At 44.7% G+C, this 17501-nt stretch carries 12 protein-coding genes; 9 read left to right on the forward strand and 3 right to left on the reverse strand.

Features of this window, described 5'->3' with window-relative positions; all coding sequences use genetic code 11:
- The first annotated feature begins 1 nt into the window (after position 1).
- On the forward strand, positions 2–925 hold the full coding sequence (pyrB, locus tag MsAc7_RS02455) for an aspartate carbamoyltransferase (RefSeq protein ID WP_338103017.1): 924 nt from the start codon (positions 2–4) through the stop codon (positions 923–925).
- A gap of 47 nt (positions 926–972) precedes the next feature.
- Complete coding sequence (gene pyrI, locus MsAc7_RS02460; RefSeq protein WP_338103452.1) at positions 973–1485, forward strand: aspartate carbamoyltransferase regulatory subunit; 513 nt, start codon at positions 973–975, stop codon at positions 1483–1485.
- 442 nt (positions 1486–1927) lie between these two features.
- On the opposite strand, the gene MsAc7_RS02465 is transcribed toward pyrI, so the two are convergent.
- Complete coding sequence (locus tag MsAc7_RS02465; protein ID WP_338103018.1) at positions 1928–2869, reverse strand: DNA integrity scanning protein DisA nucleotide-binding domain protein; 942 nt, start codon at positions 2867–2869, stop codon at positions 1928–1930.
- A 353-nt stretch (positions 2870–3222) separates the two neighbouring features.
- Between MsAc7_RS02465 and MsAc7_RS02470 the strand changes: the two genes are divergently transcribed.
- The 6 genes from MsAc7_RS02470 (at position 3223) to MsAc7_RS02495 (ending at position 13418) form a co-directional block, all read left to right on the forward strand.
- Complete coding sequence (locus tag MsAc7_RS02470) at positions 3223–4176, forward strand: replication factor C small subunit (RefSeq protein ID WP_338103019.1); 954 nt, start codon at positions 3223–3225, stop codon at positions 4174–4176.
- 94 nt (positions 4177–4270) lie between these two features.
- Positions 4271–4789 (forward strand): COG2426 family protein, encoded by a 519-nt coding sequence (locus MsAc7_RS02475; protein WP_338103020.1) that lies wholly within the window; start codon positions 4271–4273, stop codon positions 4787–4789.
- Between the two features lie 61 nt (positions 4790–4850).
- Positions 4851–5846 carry a class I SAM-dependent methyltransferase gene (locus MsAc7_RS02480; protein WP_338103021.1) on the forward strand — a complete coding sequence of 332 codons (996 nt, stop codon included), beginning with the start codon at positions 4851–4853 and terminating at the stop codon, positions 5844–5846.
- 887 nt (positions 5847–6733) lie between these two features.
- Positions 6734–9622: a DUF3458 domain-containing protein gene (locus tag MsAc7_RS02485; protein WP_338103022.1), complete on the forward strand. Its 2889-nt coding sequence runs from the start codon at positions 6734–6736 to the stop codon at positions 9620–9622.
- A gap of 273 nt (positions 9623–9895) precedes the next feature.
- Positions 9896–10714, forward strand: coding sequence for an adenylate kinase family protein (locus MsAc7_RS02490; protein ID WP_338103023.1), 819 nt, complete (start codon positions 9896–9898; stop codon positions 10712–10714).
- A 517-nt stretch (positions 10715–11231) separates the two neighbouring features.
- The gene (locus tag MsAc7_RS02495) at positions 11232–13418 is read left to right on the forward strand and encodes a hypothetical protein (RefSeq protein WP_338103024.1); all 2187 of its coding nucleotides are present in this window, start codon (positions 11232–11234) and stop codon (positions 13416–13418) included.
- A gap of 539 nt (positions 13419–13957) precedes the next feature.
- On the opposite strand, the gene MsAc7_RS02500 is transcribed toward MsAc7_RS02495, so the two are convergent.
- Together MsAc7_RS02500 and MsAc7_RS02505 are read right to left on the reverse strand one after the other, a co-directional pair.
- Positions 13958–14473, reverse strand: a complete 516-nt coding sequence (locus MsAc7_RS02500) for a nicotinamide-nucleotide adenylyltransferase (protein WP_338103025.1) — start codon at positions 14471–14473, stop codon at positions 13958–13960.
- A gap of 89 nt (positions 14474–14562) precedes the next feature.
- A complete protein-coding gene (locus MsAc7_RS02505; RefSeq protein WP_338103026.1) occupies positions 14563–15585 on the reverse strand; it encodes a 5,10-methylenetetrahydromethanopterin reductase in 1023 nt (340 codons plus the stop codon).
- Positions 15586–15705: 120 nt separating this feature from the next.
- On the opposite strand from MsAc7_RS02505, the gene MsAc7_RS02510 reads away from it, so the two are divergent.
- On the forward strand, positions 15706–17448 hold the full coding sequence (locus MsAc7_RS02510; RefSeq protein ID WP_338103027.1) for a tRNA uridine(34) 5-carboxymethylaminomethyl modification radical SAM/GNAT enzyme Elp3: 1743 nt from the start codon (positions 15706–15708) through the stop codon (positions 17446–17448).
- Positions 17449–17501 lie beyond the last annotated feature (53 nt).

Below are 17501 nucleotides of genomic sequence, written 5' to 3' on the forward strand. Positions count from 1 at the left end.
TATGCAGCCGCTACATCATATTATATCGACCCGTGAATATTCTCGGGAAATGCTTGACGAAATATTGGACATGGCGGAAAAATTAGAACCGATCGCGCGGGGTGAAAAAACAACCAAAATCATGGACGGGAAATTGCTGGCCCTTCTCTTTTTTGAACCCAGTACCCGGACCCGCATGTCTTTTGAAACCGCGATGCTTCGTCTCGGCGGCCAAATCATCAATATGGGGTCGGTGGAAGCCAGTTCGATTGCCAAAGGAGAATCGCTTGCCGACACCATCCGGGTGGTTTCCCGATATGCCGACGCCGTTGTTCTGCGCCATCCGCGCGAAGGGGCCGCTCTGATGGCTTCCGAATTTTCTTCTTCTCCAATCATTAACGGCGGCGACGGTGCCGGCCACCATCCGACTCAAACTCTTCTTGACCTTTATACGATCCGGCGTGAAAGTCGTCTTGATCATCTCAACATTGCGCTTGCCGGTGATTTAAAATACGGCCGGACGGTTCATTCTCTTTGCTACGCGCTTTCCCGCTACGGTGCGCAGATCAACCTTGTTTCTCCTCGGGAACTCGAGCTTCCCAAGCGCATCGTTGACGATTTAAAAGCGCGCGACATCAAAGTTCATATTGCCCATTCCATGGAAGACGTCATTGAAGAGGTCGATGTTCTTTACATGACGCGCATTCAAAAAGAGCGTTTTCCCGACCCGGCGGAATTTAACCGCGTCTCAAACAGCATGCGTATCACGGAAGAATTGATTGAAGGGTGTAAACCGAATTTGAAAATCATGCATCCGCTTCCGCGTGTGAACGAAATATCCCCGGCGGTCGATAAAACAGAGCATGCCGCTTACTTCAAACAGGCGTTTTACGGCGTTCCGGTTCGAATGGCGATTTTGTGTAAAGTTTTGGGGGTGGACTTATGAGCGATGAAAGAGCCGGCCGCGCCGACAAAGAAAGTTTTATTGAAAAAATGGAGAACAAAATCGAAAAAACAGTCACCCGCTCCAAGAAACTTGGAGACAAAAACGACCTCCGGATTAAAGCGATTGAAAACGGAACCGTGATCGATCATATCACGCCCGGGCAAGCGCTCAATGTTTTAAAGATCATCAGTGTCGGCGAAAATTTCAAAAACACGGTCAGTGTCGTGATGAACGCGGGCGGCGCGCGCGGCGATAAAGATGTCGTCAAAATCGAAGGGAAAGAATTGACCGAAAAAGAGGTTGCGGCGATTTCGCTTTTGTCGCCGAAAGCCACCGTCAACATTATTCGTCATTTTGAAGTGATCGAAAAGAAGCAAGTGAAAACGCCCGAATGCGTCAACGGCATTGTCAAATGCGTCAACCCGAATTGTATTTCCAACAGCAACGAGCCGATCGATAGCCGTTTTATCGTCAAAGAATGCCACACCGGCGCTCTTCTTTTGAGATGTGCTTACTGCGAAAGCGTCATGATGGAAAATTTGATGATGAATTTTAAATAATTTTTTATTTTCTTTTTTGAAAAGAGCGGCAAGCGTATGTGTTGAGGCGACTCTTTTTCTTTTTGAATCGTTTCGTCCGATTTATGTCCGGCTTCTTTTAACCAATCGAACAGTCCCGTTTAAACAGACGCGCATCGCGTCTGTTTAAGCGGATACCGTGAACAATTGGAGTTGGAACAGCTAACGGCCGGTGCAAATTGGAACAGTTGACAGCAGGTGCAATCGGACTGAAAACAGAAGATGCGAATCGGAACAGGAAGCAACTGTATTGTCAGAAACAGAAGATGCAAACGGTACCAAGAAGCAACTGTATTGTCAGAAACAGAAGGGACAAATCGGAAAAAGAAAAACCTGCATTAAGCGACCGAAGGGAGCATTCGCGCAGCGAACTTATGGATTCAGAACTCCCCCCGCCCTTTAAAAAATTCGCGTAGCGGATTTTTTAGGAGACCGTTTCCCCGTCGATTTCCATCACGGATTGGAACGGGTCGATAAAGATCACTTCTTTGCCGTCCATGTACATCCGGACCGTTCCGCCGGATTCTGAAACAATAACAGCTAAGGCGATCGTATCGCGCGTAATGGACGCTGACGACAAATGCCGGGTTCCGAGTCCTTTTTCAAGATTCAAGTCCCGGGTATCGACATCCAAGTAACGGCCGGCCGCCAAAATTTCGCCGGCGGCGGATACAATAAACACGCCGTCCAATTGTGAAAATCCCATGACGGATTCCCAGTTTTCCTTCCGGTTGATATTGATTTCAACAGCTTCCTGGGATTTGTACGGGTTTAAAATCATTTGATGAGAACGCGACATCACTTCTTCTTCGTCCCCGATGATGAATGCGGTTCCGACTTTTTTTCCTTCCCGTCCTTTGGTCGCGATGCTGAGCGACAAATGAAGAACACTGCGCAGCGTCTCCGGGGAAATTCGCTTTTCACATTCGCGAAGCAGCCGGATGGTGTTGCTTTCCGCCATGTTGTGAACAACGATGGAATATGATTCATGGAAATGAACAATCCCGACCACGATGCCCATATCGATGTTGCCGAGCGCGTATTCAATGGCGGCGGCGGTTTGAAGCATGGACGCGTTGCTTTCGGCTTCCTTTTTAATGGCGCCGGCCACTTCTTTGATGTGGGGCTGATTGTCCTGTTTGATAAACGAAAGCTTTTCAATCACGGTTTTTAGGTGAAGAGAAATATTAATGACCGGAATTTGACCAAAGTCTTCAAGGCTGAGGTCCCCGAATACAAAAACAGCGACCGCTCCGAGAGATTGCGCGAGAGACGCGGCGGACTCTTCAATCATGCTCCGGCATGATTTGGAGGCGTTGACGGGGTTTTTGGGCGTACAAGATCCCGATTCGGTTGAAATTTCCATATTGATCCGTTATTGATTTTTATAGGTTATTGACTTTTAAATTATTGATTTTATAACACAGGCTCATGATTTGCCGAACTTAGACAGCTTTTTCGACTCTGCTTTTTAGAAAAAATCTCTTGAAACATAAAGTTTCATATTCTTGTCGGCAGTTATTATGAGAAGATTTTTATTTTATAAATACTTTTTAGTAACTTTTTCGTTTTTTCGGCATCTGTCCCGCCCGAATTATCGACAAAATCGGGATGTTTTTCGACAATGAACTTAAAAGAAAAGGATTAATAAGATTTCAGAGTATTGTGTTTAAAATTCAAGATACACATCTTTTTGAAAATTATTTGAGCTGAGGCATTATGAGAGAGGAAATTTGGATCGAAAAATACCGGCCGATGAAGTTGGAGGATGTTTTTGGCCAAGAAGAGACGGTAGAACGCTTAAAATCTTACGTTAAATCCGGCAACTTGCCGCACTTATTATTTACGGGTCCGCCCGGCGTCGGAAAAACAGCCTCCGCCGTTTCCATTGCCCGGGAAATGTTCGGCGAATATTGGAATGAAAATTTTACGGAACTCAATGCGTCCGACGAGCGCGGAATTGATGTTGTCCGGAATAAAATCAAAACATTTGCGAAAACAGCACCGATCGGAAGCGCCGCCTTTAAAATCATTTTTTTGGACGAAGCCGACGCTTTGACATCCGACGCTCAATCAGCCCTTCGCCGCACCATGGAACGTTACAGCGGAAATTGTCGTTTCATTCTCTCCTGCAATTATTCTTCTAAAATAATCGAGCCGATCCAGTCCCGCTGCGCCGTTTATCGGTTTAAGAGTTTGTCGGACGACGCGGTTTTTAAACGCTTGAAATTCATCGCCGATTCCGAAGGCTTAAACGTCACCGACGATGGTTTAAACGCGCTTGTTTATGTGGCGCGGGGCGACATGAGAAAAGCGGTCAATTCGCTTCAGGCTGCCGCGTTTATTCAAAAAGACATTGATAAAGAAACAATTTACAAAATCACGGCAACCGCTCATCCCGAAGAAATTCAAGATTTGGTCAACACGGCCATTTCCGGAAAATTCAAAGAGGCCCGAGAGAAGCTGTCAAAACTCGTTTTTGAGCAGGGACTTTCGGCCGACGACGTTATCGGACAAATATACCGGGCGCTTTTTAACTTAAATTTGTCGGACGCTGAAATGATTCAAATGGTGGACGCTGTCGGCGAAATTGATTTCAGAATCGCGGAAGGCGCAAACGAAAAAATACAATTGGAAGCCTTAATCGCTCACTTTGCGCTGCTTCGAAAATAAGCTGTCCGAGAACGAAAACACAAAACGGTATATTTTAACGTTATGTTATATATTTTATATATTTTTATGATGTCATTGAAAAGGATAGAAAGAAATGGATTTTGCGACTCCGATTATTGAATTGCTGGCCGGTGTGCCTCATTGGATTATTGTGACGTTTTTGGCGATGGTGCCGGTTGTTGAACTTCGGGGCGCGATTCCGGTGGGAATCGGTTTATTCGGTATGAATCCGCTGACCGTTCTTGTGCTGTCCGTTGTCGGCAATATGCTCCCGGTCGCTATTATTTTTTATTTTTTGGATCCGGTGTCCAAGTTTTTATCCAAACACAGCAAACTGTTTGCCAAATTTTTCGATTGGCTCTTTTCCCGCGCCGAAAAAAAAGGGAAACAAAACATTGAACGTTATAAAGATTTGGCGCTCATGGTTTTTGTCGCGATTCCGCTGCCGCTCACCGGTGCTTGGACCGGAACGGTGATTGCACTTGTTTTCGGGTATCCGTTCAAAAACGCGTTCATCTCCATTCTTTTGGGTGTGATTATCGCGGGAATTATCGTGACTGTATTGACAATGACCGGTGTTCATGTTTGGGACTTATTCACAAGTGCGGTTTGATCAATCTTAAGAAGAATGAATTAAAAATAATGAATGACGAGCTAATTAAAACGGTGAAAAAATGGATTTGACGCACCTTTCTCCTCTTTTTTCAAAGGAACTCCATCTTTCCCCCGATTTTTTTTTCACGGAAACTTCTTTTTCGGAACAGTGCCGTTTGCCTCTCGGACTTTCTCAGATGGCGGAACTTTGCGAAATGGAAAAGGCCGGTCGGTTTGATTTTGAAACCGCTCTCTTGAAAGATTCAAATTCCGACGAGATTCTTGGTTTTGTTATGATCGAACGAACAACAGATGCCGGACCCGGTGTTTCCGATGGCGGCGATTGTTTGATATTTTCTCCGGCTGTTTGCGTTTCCGAAAGAAAAAGAGAGTTTTTGGATTTATTTAATGAGTTATTTTCCAATAAACAGCCGATGACGGTCATTTCCGTTTCTCAAAAAGAAATGAAGGACGACATTCTGGAATATTATTCCAAAAACGCTCTGGCTTTATTTGGGGAAAACTCCAAAATTCTGGCGTATGATTCTGTTTATTCCGGCCGGCGCGTTGAAAAGGCTCGGAAAGCGTTTTTGAGGATGAAAGAAGAAGCAAATGTCAAACTCGATTGTAACGCCGCCGTTTTGGAAATTTGTTGCGGAAACGGCATGTCAACCCTCGCGCTTCATGCTGAAAATATTTCCCCATTCTGTCTGGACATCAACACGGAAGACATTTGTACCGGTTTGGCGCATGGCGTCTTAGTTCCCTCAAAAACCATGATTATGGACGCAACAAGGCTTTCCGAGGCGTTTGAACAGGATTCGTTGGATTTGGTGATCGGGTTTATGATTGGGACGATTTATGAATTTAATAAACAAATGTGGTTTTCAATGGCCGGAGAGGCGGCAGCCGTTCTCAAACAAAACGGGTTTTTGTTTTTGACTCTTCGAACAGAACCGGAAGCGGGTATGGTTTTTGATTATCTGAAAAGCATTGGAATTGACGGAAAAATAATCGATAACCGCGACGATGAAACCGGATACGACCAATGGATTTATGTCGGGCAAAAACAGTGACGAACTGTTTTTAATTCAAATTATTACGAACCAAGCAAACCGCCCCGCAAAGTCCGACGCAAAAATTCCTTCGCTTCTCTTCGGAATTTTTCAAGGGGCGGGGGGAGGCTGTTTCCAAAAAGTTCGCTGCGCGAACGGCTCCCTTCGGTCGCGGAAAAATTAGGCGGCTCTTTATTTATGAATCAAGCAAACCGCCCCGCAAAATCAGACGCTTTGCGTCTGTATTTTGCGGATTTCCATAAGCAGATGCATTCCAATTGACCGCTGGCGAAATCCGGTTTTATGGTACGGATTGCACCTGCGATTTATAGTTTTGGTCTGTACCGGCTGTTTCCAGTTTCCGATTGCATCTTCTGTTTCCAGTTTCCGATTGCATCTGCTGTTTACAGTTCCAATTGCATCTGCCACCGCTATATCCAATCCATTTCATGAAATCCGATTAATCAGACGCGAAACGCGTCTGATTAAATCGGGAGGGCTTTCTTGAATTGAACAATAAGCGACTAAAAATATTTAGCGATTCTTTTAAGAAACCGCCCCTGTTTTCTTGTATCCAAAGGAAAATGTGCCGCCATAGCGCGTACGCTGCCGCTCGCCGCAAAAATCGAAACAAATTCACAGCGACCGAAGGGAGCCGTTCGCGAAGCGAACTTTTTGGAAACAGACTCCCCCCGCCCTTTGAAAAATTCCGAACGAAGTGAGGAATTTTTAAGCGAACATTTTGGAAACAGACTCCCCCCGCCCTTTGAAAAATTCCGAACGAAGTGAGGAATTTTTAAGCGAACATTTTGGAAACAGACTCTTCCCACCCTTTGAAAAATTCCGAGCGTAGCGAGGAATTTTTTTCCTAAAAAACGTTAATTACCTTGAATTCTTTTTCATAAGCTATGAAAGAAAGACTTTACCGTTATTATCCCGATGATTTTGGAAAATTAGAGGTTCGCGTCCTTCACATGGACCTTGACTTTGACGTGTTTGACGACCATACCATCGTTTCCTCAAAAATGTTTTTAAAAACAATCGATCCGGTCTTTAAACTCTCGCTCAACTGCCGGGACCTTGAAATTTTATCCGTTTCATGTCCCGAAAATCCCATGAAATATAATTACCGGCAAAAAGACGCGATGCTTGACATTTCATTCGATTCTCCGATTCCCCGGCATACCGAATTTGCGATTGAAACCCAAACCATTTGCCGGCCGACCAAAAACATTTTGGAAGGACTTTATTACGACGAAACGCCCGCCGGCGCGCCGCCGCAGCAAATTACCCAGTGCCAGCAATGGGGATTCCAACGGCTCGTTCCCTGTTTTGACGACATGACCGCCAAATGCACCTACCGGACAACAATTCGCGCGGATTCAAGATACACCAACATGATCACAAACGGAGACATTGCCGTTCCCCGAAAAACAATCCAAACAAAGGACGGATCCCGCGATGAAATCGTTTATGAAAATATGAAGACGCCGATGGCACCGTATCTCTTTTTCCTGGGCGTCGGCACCTATGACACCCACCGCCGAGAATTTGAATACTCGGATGAATCCTGCATCGACTTGGAATTGCTGGTGCCGCCCGGTTCCGACAAAAATTATGCCGCTCAATCCCTGGACATCTTGCACGACGCTGTCATGTGGATTTATTTGTTTACCGGCCCGGAAAGCCACAAAGATGTCGAACAAAAAAGTCAAATCTTCGAACTGACCAAATTGCGCGACCAACTCAAACACAATCTCAATTCCGCCAACGTTTTGCCGGAAAATGTCAACAAAACCATGAACAACTTAAACGCCGTCCGCGACAAAATTGCCGAATTGTCCGAGGGACTTACTTTCGGCTATAAGTATACGGGAACCGTTTACCGTGAGATCGGTATGCAAAATTCGGACTTTGGCGGCATGGAAAATGTCGGAAACACAACAATTACCACCAACCGCATTATGCCATCCAAAAACATGGCGGATGGCGCTTATGAATATATGGCCGACGTCAAAGCGCATGAATATTATCACAATATCAACGGTTCGGAAGTCACCGGCAACAGTCCGTTTGAAATTTGGCTGAACGAAGCGGTCACGGTTCATATTGAAAATGCTTTCCACGCTTATTTCTTCGGCGACGATTACACCCGCCTTCAAACGATTCTTGACCTTTATGCGCCCGTTTCCGGAACATTTGCGCTGGACTCAGGTGCCGCCTCCATGCCGATTTTGCCGGACGGGTTTAACGATCCCAATGATTTAATCACCTCCGTCACTTACGTCAAAGCTCCCGAATTTGTCCGGATGGTCGAAACCCTCATTGGAAAAAACACATTTGCGCACGGGCTTGATTCTTACCATAAAAAATTCAGCCACAAAAACGCGCGCACATTTGATTGGATTCACGAAATGGAGTTTGTGTCCGGCATCGACTTGTCTAAAATGGCGAATGTTTGGCTCCACCAGACCGGCTATCCGACATTATTTGTGACAAAAATATACGACGCGAAGAATAAAACGTTTAAAATGACACTTAAGCAAGCGCTGCCGTTTTCAAAACGCCCGTGGATTTTTCCGTTTTCCTACGCGCTTTTGGACCGGAAAGGAAAAATCATTCATGAGGACACCTTTTTTGTTCAAAACGAAGAGGAAGAAATTGTTCTTCAAGTGGATGAACCCGCGTTCGTTTCTTTAAACCGCGGCGGTTCTTTCTATGGAAAAATTGTCACGCAAGCCGACGTCAAAGAATTGATGACTCAGGTCCGAAAAGATAAGGATATTGTGAGCCGCTTTTTGGCTTTTTACACGCTCACTGACCGGGAAAAAGAGCGCCTTCTCAAAAATCCGGAGGTAATGCCCTCTTCCGAATATGCGGATCTCTATCACGAACTCTTGTGCGACCACGCTCTTTTGGAGAAAACCGGAAGCTTGTTCCTCACGATTTTTGAGTCCACCGATCATGAAGAACTGGCGCACCAATATGACAAACTCTTTGCCGTCCGCCGCAAAATTCAAAAGGAAATCGCAAAACGGCATGAAATTTCTCTCAAAATCATTTATGAGGAATATTTCGATCAGCCGGATCCCGAAGATGAAAAACTCTACTCCGTCCGCGGATCTTTGAGCTTCAAAAGCACCCAAATCAAACGCCGCCAAGTGAAAAACAATGCGCTTCGTTTGCTTGCGACGCTTGATACGCCCGAAATTCACGGCCATATCAAACGGCAATTTTTGACCGCCACCAATGCGACCGACCGACTGGCAGCGTTTTCAGCTTGGCTGAACAGTTCGGCGCCGGAAAAGAAAGATCTGACTTTAATTTATATGGAAGAGTGCAAAAAGGATTTGGTCGCCTGGGAAACGTTTTTGGCAACGGTGGCCGGAACCGACTCCGAAGATTGTCTTGACCTGGTTCGTTTGATCGAAAAAGATCCGACTTTTCGGATTGAGCAAGCAAACGACCAACGCGCGCTTTACGGAACATTTGCGCGCAACCGGAAATATTCGCTGCAAACGGAAGAGGGACTCCAGTTCCTCAAAAACACAATCATTCGGTTGGCCGCCATCAACGAATACAGTACAGTCGGTCTATTGAATGCGTTTTCGACGATTGATAAGATGGAACCCAAATACCACATTCCGTTGGTTGCGGCCTTGGATGAAATTGCCGAATCTATTGACCCCGAAAAAGCGCCGAGCGTTTTTAACCGGATTAAAAAATTGTTGGTTGGCGCCCCGAATGCTGTTCGAGCTTACGAAGTCCACACCAATAAGTCGCGGTCTTTTAACTAAGCGGAGAATAAAATAATCCGAAAAGAACAATTATTAAAGAGATGATCATAAATTATTGTCTTGATAATATTTGTTCATAATTTTATAAATCTGATGAAAAACTACATATAATATTTTTGTGTAACACGTAAAACTTTCAAATTAAAGTTGTTCATCGTTGGTGATTCATTATCGAGTTTGTTTGCGCTGGTTGATGCTGTGATGACGGACGTTTGTATCTGTCAATTCATATTCATTTCATGCGAATCATTGATTTCATAGAGGTTTTTCAAAATGTGCATTTATTCTTTTCCGCCGTTTCTGACAATTGCGCTGACCGGAACGCCCGGCACGGGAAAAACGCAAGTGTCCAGACTTCTTGAAAAGGATGGTTATTCTGTCCTTCACTTAACGGAGTTCATTTCGGAACACAACATTTCGGTTGAAAGAGATCAGGAGCGGGATTGTAATGTGGTGGATATGGATGGTCTTGAAAAAGCCGTTTCCAAATTCCAAGACAAAATTCGTGCCGGTTTTGAAAAAAAGATCAAGGAGATGAATTTTTCCGATGAAGATTTTCTCCGGTATACCAAAGACCCGAAAAATTTACCGGTTCTGGTCGTTGAAAGCCACATGGCGCACTGTCTTTGCGATTTGGCGATTGTTCTTCGTTCGCATCCGGCCGTTTTGAAAGAAAGATTAGATGCCCGCGGCTATTCCGAAAAGAAAGTTCATGAAAATGTTTTGTCGGAATCCATTGATGTTATCTTATGCGATTGTTATGATTACTGCCGCCGCGTTTATGAAATTGATAATTCGTTCCTGAAGTTAAGCGAAACAGCCTCTTGTGTAAAAGAGATAATTCATGCTCTTTATGAAGACGAGTTTTTGAAGTTTAAATCCTACATTTCTAAAACCGGCGAAGACAATTCAATCAATTCTCATGAAAAACAAATTAATCTGATTTTGGAACCGGCGTCCGGCTTGACCATTGTTGAAGAAGAAGGCGTCGTGATCTATGAAAGCGAATATGATGATTCCGTTGATGAAACAAACCCTATTTTGATGAAATACGTTCCCGGAAAAAATGATTGGAGCAACTTGATTGATTAATTAATATTAATGAACCAATCTATATCTTTTATTAATCTTGTTTCTTTTTTGTTTCTGTTATGTTTTTTTTGTTCTTTATTTTTTTTGTTTTTGTTTTTTGTTGTTTTTTTGTTTTTGTTTTTTGTTGTTTTTTTGTTTTTGTTTTTTGTTGTTTTTTTGTTTTTGTTTTTTGTTGTTGTTTTTATTCTGTTGTATTTTTGTTGTTGTTTTTGTTCTGTTGTGTTTTTTGTTCTTTATCATTTTTCATTTTGTTGTTTTTGAATCAATTTTTGATGAACAACACAGTTAAATTCTTTAGTTTTGGATAAATCATATAATCCAATTTAAATTTATTTTTATATAATTGTGTCTATTTTTTTTTTAAATGAGTTGCTGCATCGTATTGTAAAAGTTTATATACAAAATATGTTTTTATATTAATTATATAAAAATCAATTTTACAAATAATTACCAAAATAATATATATTTCAGAATATAAAAGCTAAACTCTATCTTTATAAAACAATTCCACGATAATATGCAAACTCAAAAATTAAATAACAAGTTCGTCAAATACGGTATTGTCCTCTTGGTTATCGTTTTGTTGGCTTCGGTTTTATTCGTTTACGCTGCCGCATCCGGTGGAAAACTATCCGATTCCATCGGCTTTGAGTCCAAAGAAATGTTGAAATTATCCGAACCGGCCGCCTCCGGTTCGAACACGAATGATGAAATTTCAGAAGCTCATGCCCCTCTTTTAAATGACTTGGTCGATGTCGCATTGTCTGTTGACGTTTCGTATCGGGACGGTTATTTTACGGACAGCTTGCCAAATTCAGAAGTGATTCAGCCGCCGTTTACACGGGTTCAAACAGCCCATATTTCCGTTCCGGCAAATGATTCCTCTGCATCTCTTGTGAAGGCAAAAATCGTGTCCGGCTCCGAATATCTTGTCTTTGTCAACGAATCAGATCTTGTCACCGGCAATGAAATTTTGGTGGAAAACGGCATAACCATTCAGCCGAAAAATACGCCCGGCTTCGAGACCGGAACGGCAACCATTAAAGTGACCGCCGAAGACGGAGACTTTATTGAAGAAAAAACGTTCAATGTTGTTGTCGGCGCCGCAAACGGCGAAACGTTTCCTTATTTAATTTCCGATGCGAACGATTTTGAAAAGATCCGGCAAAAAATCCCGAACAATCAAACTGCCGGCACTCACTATGTCATGGTCAACGATATTGATTTTGAAGAAGGCGAATGGACGCCGATCGGAATACCCGGCGCCGGCGGAAAGCTTGCCGGGACTTCCTTTGAAGATTTTTCAAACGGCATCGTTGTTGAATCTTTCAGCGGCACATTTGACGGAGGCGGATATACATTTTCAAATTATACCATCACCGCCAATGCGGCGTCGGGCGAGCAGTACCGCGGCATTAATGGATTTTTTGCGTCTGTGAACAATGCGTCCATTTCCAATTTCAGCCTGGAAAACGGTATCATGAACATTGCCGTTTCCGACAATTTTGCGGCGCCGAACGGTTTTAAAGGAACGAGCGTTTACGCCGGACAATTGGCCGGTGTGGCGAACGGCAAAAATACGGTGATTGACAACTGTTCCGCAAACGGAACCATCCTTATTGTTTCCAATTCTTCTCAAAACGTCACCGTCAAGTCCGCATCCGGCGCATTCGTTCAGACATCTCCCGAAGTTGTTGTCGGAGGCCTTGTCGGTCTTCAAAACGGGCGCATTTCTGACAGCTTGTCCGATGTTCAAATTTTGGCCGCCGGAAAATATAATATAATCGGTGGCGGTATTGCCGGAAAGAGTTACGGAAGCATTTCCAACAGTTCCTCTTTTGGAAATATTGAGATGGTCGGCGGTACGGATGATTTGTCGTTTAACAAAAAACACGGGTCTTCCGCCGGCGGTATTGCCGGTTTTGTTTCCGGCGGCAAAATCACCGATTCCTATTCAATCGGAAACGTTACTCTTCAATCCGTTAGATTGAACGACGGCAACGGTTTTGTTGCCGATTACCGGATTTACGCCGGCGGCGTTGCCGGAATTATTTCAAACGCGTCGGTTCAAAACAGTTATTCCGCCGGAAGCGTCAAAGCCCTTGGCGGCTTTGGTCTTGTTCCGGAAGGCGGTGAAGAAATCCTTCTTTACGACGAATTGGATGTTTCCGATGTTTTGGGAAACACCGGAAAACAAATCGTGAGCGACCCTGAAAACCAAACCGGCCGTGTGACAATTCCGGAAGGTTTTGTTTACGGCGGTTTTGCGGGCGGCATTGCCGGAATGTCCAATGAAACGTCCGCCATTCGAGAATGCGTGGCGGCTAATCCGGAAGTTATCGGCTCGGCCGGTTCGGCGAGAATCGTTGGAACAGCCGGCGGTTTTGACATCGGCTTCCCTTCCATATTAGATCTTGGCGACAAATATACCTGGAAATCGGACGGGACGAGAACCGCCAAATCCAATTCAAAAGCAGCGGACAATATGACTTTGGCAAGCAATTCAGCTTACAATAACATGTTGATCGGAACCGAGGAAAATCCGGAATATGCCATCGGTTTTATCGGACAGGATAAAGCAAACGGCAAAGGCGAAACGTCAGCTTTCCTGAAGACAAAAGAAGCTTACAAGAATTGGGATTTTGAAAACATTTGGAAAATGAACACGTATCCGATTTTTAAATGGCAAGACGAAAAGAATTGAAAAAACAAAATCGGATGTCAACCCCATACAAAAAAAATAATCAAATTTAACGCCAAAAAACAAAAACGTGAGGAATTTATTTCCGAGTCCAAGTAAACCACCACGATTAAACAGACGCGTTTCGCGTCTGTTTAAGCGGATATCATTAACGCCGGATGCAAATCTGTGCGGTAAAATGGAACTGTTTTCAGTTTCAGTTTGCACATACTGTTTTCAGTTTCAGTTTGCACCTACTGTTTTCAGTTCCAGTTGCACCTACTGTTTTCAGTTTCAGTTTGCACCTACTGTTTACAGCGCTGATTGCATCCGCCACTACTGTACCCAATCCATTTTATCGTATTCCGAGAAAATCAAACGCAAAGCGTTTGATTTTTCGGGGTGGTTTGCTTGATTTTTCAAAAACCGCCCTGATGTTCGCCTGATTTTTCAAAAACGTCCCTTTTCCTTTCGCGGCTTATAAAGAAAATGTGTCGCCATAGCGCGCGGACGCCGCCGGCAAAAAAAGAAAACAAAAGAGAAAAAACAAAAAATAAAAAAAATTAATGGTCATTTCCCGCAACCCGTTTAATGCGGCAAATCCCGTTGACTTCGTCGATGACCTCAACCACGGTTTTCGGAAGCAATTGCTCCCAATCCTTTCGCTCGCCGTGAATCATCAATTTTCGGATGACGGTTCCCGAATACTTGGCACGCTCGTGCATCGGCGGGCGGCGAACCTCAATTCCGGCTTCCGTGAACAATTGAATAACCAGCGGATTGTTGGAATAAGCGACATCAAATTTCGGCGACATGGATTTGACGTGCGACACCCAAAGCGAATTGAATTCAACGTCCTGAAGCGGAATAATGTACGTCCGAACCGGAAAGTCTTCCAAGGCTTTTCGAACCATCTCCACCCGCTCGCCGGCCGTAAACGGATCCGTCACCGAATGACTCCGCTGGGCGCTTCCGATTCCGATGACAATTTCATCGACTTCTTCCGCAATCATTTTAATAATCTTGTCATGACCGTAGTGATACGGCTGAAAACGACCGACATAAAAGGCACGCTTCATGTTTTTCCCTGAAAATTTTAAATTATTTTAAATTATTTTAAGATTCATAAAGATAGGACTTATATTAGAGTTGATGAATTCATAGATAATCACATGTCATCGCCGGAATGTTTAAAAATCCTTATGATTTTTCCGATATTTTTGATGGCTTTTTCTTTGGAAACGCCAAGCGGTGACCCGGCGACAAGCTGCGTCACGCCGGTTTTTTCAAGTTCTCTCATCCGCTTTTCACAAAATTCCGAGTCGCCGGAAATTGAAAATTTGTCAATCATTTGGTCGGAAACAAGGCTGTTTAAGGCTTTAAAGTTTCCTTTTGAAATTTCAGCGCCCAATTCTTTTTTAATTTCAGGGTTGATGCCGTGCCGGCTCAAAATCGTATCCGGCGCACCGGCCGCAATAAACGCGACGACAGGCGCCGCTTTCTTTTTGGCGGCATCCGCGTCCGCGTCAATTGAAAAACACGTATAGGCCGCCACATCAATCTCATTGAAATTCCGACGGGCAACGTCCGCCCCGGCGCGAATCTGCGGGACCGCAAACCGGAAATCATCCGGATGCGACGCGTTGATTAAGACGCCGTCTGAGACAGCGCCGGCCATCTCCAGCATTTTCGGACCTTGAGCGCCCACATAAACAGGAATGGCACCTTTATCGCCGTCGGCGCTCTTTTTGACGAAATCCAAATGGGCACCTTTCAATTTGATATTTTCTCCGTCAAAGAAGACATTTTTTCCGGCAAACAAATCTCGGTAAACGCCGACGCACTCCCGAATCGTGGAAAGCGGCTTGTCGCCGGAAAGGCCGAGCGTCTCAAAAGTGGATTTATCGCCCGGACCGATTCCGAGAACCGCGCGACCGCCGGAAATATCATTCACAGTCGCAATCGCCGACGCCGTAACCGCCGGATTTCTCGTGTACGGGTTGGTGACGCCCGCGCCGATTTTGATCCGATTTGTCGCCATCGACAAAACGGAAAGCGTGGAAAAAACGTCCCGGTTGTTGTAATGGTCCGTCACCCACACAAATTCAAATCCCTCATCCTCGGCCGTTTTGGCATAAGACGCCAGGTTTAAAACCGGCTCATTCGGGACAAATTCAATTCCAAACTTCATTTTTATGCGTCCTGAAATATTTTTTAGTTATTTATTTTTCTTACCTTCTCTAACGCAAGAGAACTTATATATTTATTTATGAGTTGATATTTTCAAACAAAAAGGATCAGAATTTAAAAAATGAGTTATCAAGAATACGACGAATCGGACGATCTGTTCAACAAAGCGTGCCGTGAGGTCCTTCAAAAAGTGCTTTTGGGGGAAATCGAAACAGAAAATGACCTGATGCGCGTCAAGAAAAATGTCTGCAAGGCTTATCATCTCAAAACGCTTCCGAGCAATGGCGATATTATTTTGCGCGGAAGCCCGAAAGAACAAAAAGCCGTCCGGGACATTCTTCAACGAAAGCCGGTCCGAACCATATCCGGCGTTGCCGTTTTGGCGGCAATGACGTCGCCGGCCCCCTGCCCGCACGGAAAGTGTATCCCTTGTCCCGGCGGTCCCGACTCTGACTTTCATTCTCCGCAAAGTTACATGGGCAAAGAGCCGGCGGCCATGCGTGCCTTTGATTTTCATTTTGACCCGTATTCTCAAGTCAGTTCCCGACTCCGTCAGCTGGCGACCATCGGGCACGATGTCACCAAAGCCGAACTGATCATTATGGGCGGAACCTTTTCCGCGAGAACCTTAGATTACCAAGAGTGGTTCGTCAAAAGATGCCTGGAAGCGATGAATGATTTTGAGGAAGGAACGGATTTGTCCGGCGGCGACGCAAACCATCCGTCCGAAAAAATACCGCTCTGGCGCAAAAACGTATCTCAAATCGGTTCCGGAATTACGGATGAGCCGTACATCACCTTGGAAGACGTACAAAAAGCCAACGAAACCGCTTATGTCCGAAATGTTGGAATGACGCTTGAAACCCGCCCCGATTGGGCCAAAAGAGAGCATATCGACGAATTTTTAAAGATCGGCGGAACCAAAGTGGAACTCGGCGTTCAAAGTGTTTTTGAAGACGTTCTTTTAAAAATGAATCGCGGGCATACTGTTTCGGAAACAAAAGATGCCAACCGGCGCCTTCGGGACAGTGCCTTTAAAGTCGGATTTCACATGATGCCCGGTCTTTTTGATACCGATACGGATCGGGATGTGGAAGGTTTTTCAAATCTGTTTTCCGACCCGGATTTCAAACCGGATTACATCAAAATTTATCCGACGCTGGTGACACAAGGCACAAAGTTATGCGAGATGTGGAAGTCCGGCGAATACAACCCGCTGGATGACGAAAATGGTCCGGAGCTGGTCTCCCGAATTAAAGAGCTGCTTCCGAAATGGACGCGCCTTCAGCGGATTCAGCGCGACATTCCGGCTCAGCAAATATTGGCCGGCATCAAAAAAAGCAACGTTCGCCAACTGGCGGAAGAAAAACTGCACGCGCGCGGCAAAAAATGTCAATGCATCCGCTGCCGGGAAGTCGGACATAACATTTTGAAAAAAAATCCGCCGCATTCCGAAAACATTGAGCTGATGGTTGAGAAGTATGAGTGCTGCGGCGGAACGGAGCATTTCATTTCATTTGAAGATCCGGTAGCCGACGTTTTAATCGGATTCATTCGGTTGCGTTTTCCAAACAAACCCCACCGCCCGGAACTTAAAAATGCGGCGCTCATCCGGGAATTGCATGTGTACGGTACGCTGACGCCGATCGGGGAAAACAGGTCGCATCAATCCGAAAAAGAGAGAAACTGGCAGCATCGCGGGTACGGAAAAGAATTGCTTCAAAAAGCGGAAGAAATTGCAGCAGATGGCGGCTGGTCTAAAATATCCGTCATCAGCGGCATTGGTGTTCGGGAATACTATCGGAAATACGGATACGAATTCGACGGCGTTTACATGACCAAAGATTTATCCGGTTCATTTTAATTTTATATTTTTCAAGAAATATGACTTCGGTCGGAAGAGTTCTTATAGTTCTT

The sequence above is a fragment of the Methanolapillus millepedarum genome (assembly GCF_032594115.1).
Classification (GTDB): Archaea; Halobacteriota; Methanosarcinia; order Methanosarcinales; family Methanosarcinaceae; genus Methanolapillus; species Methanolapillus millepedarum.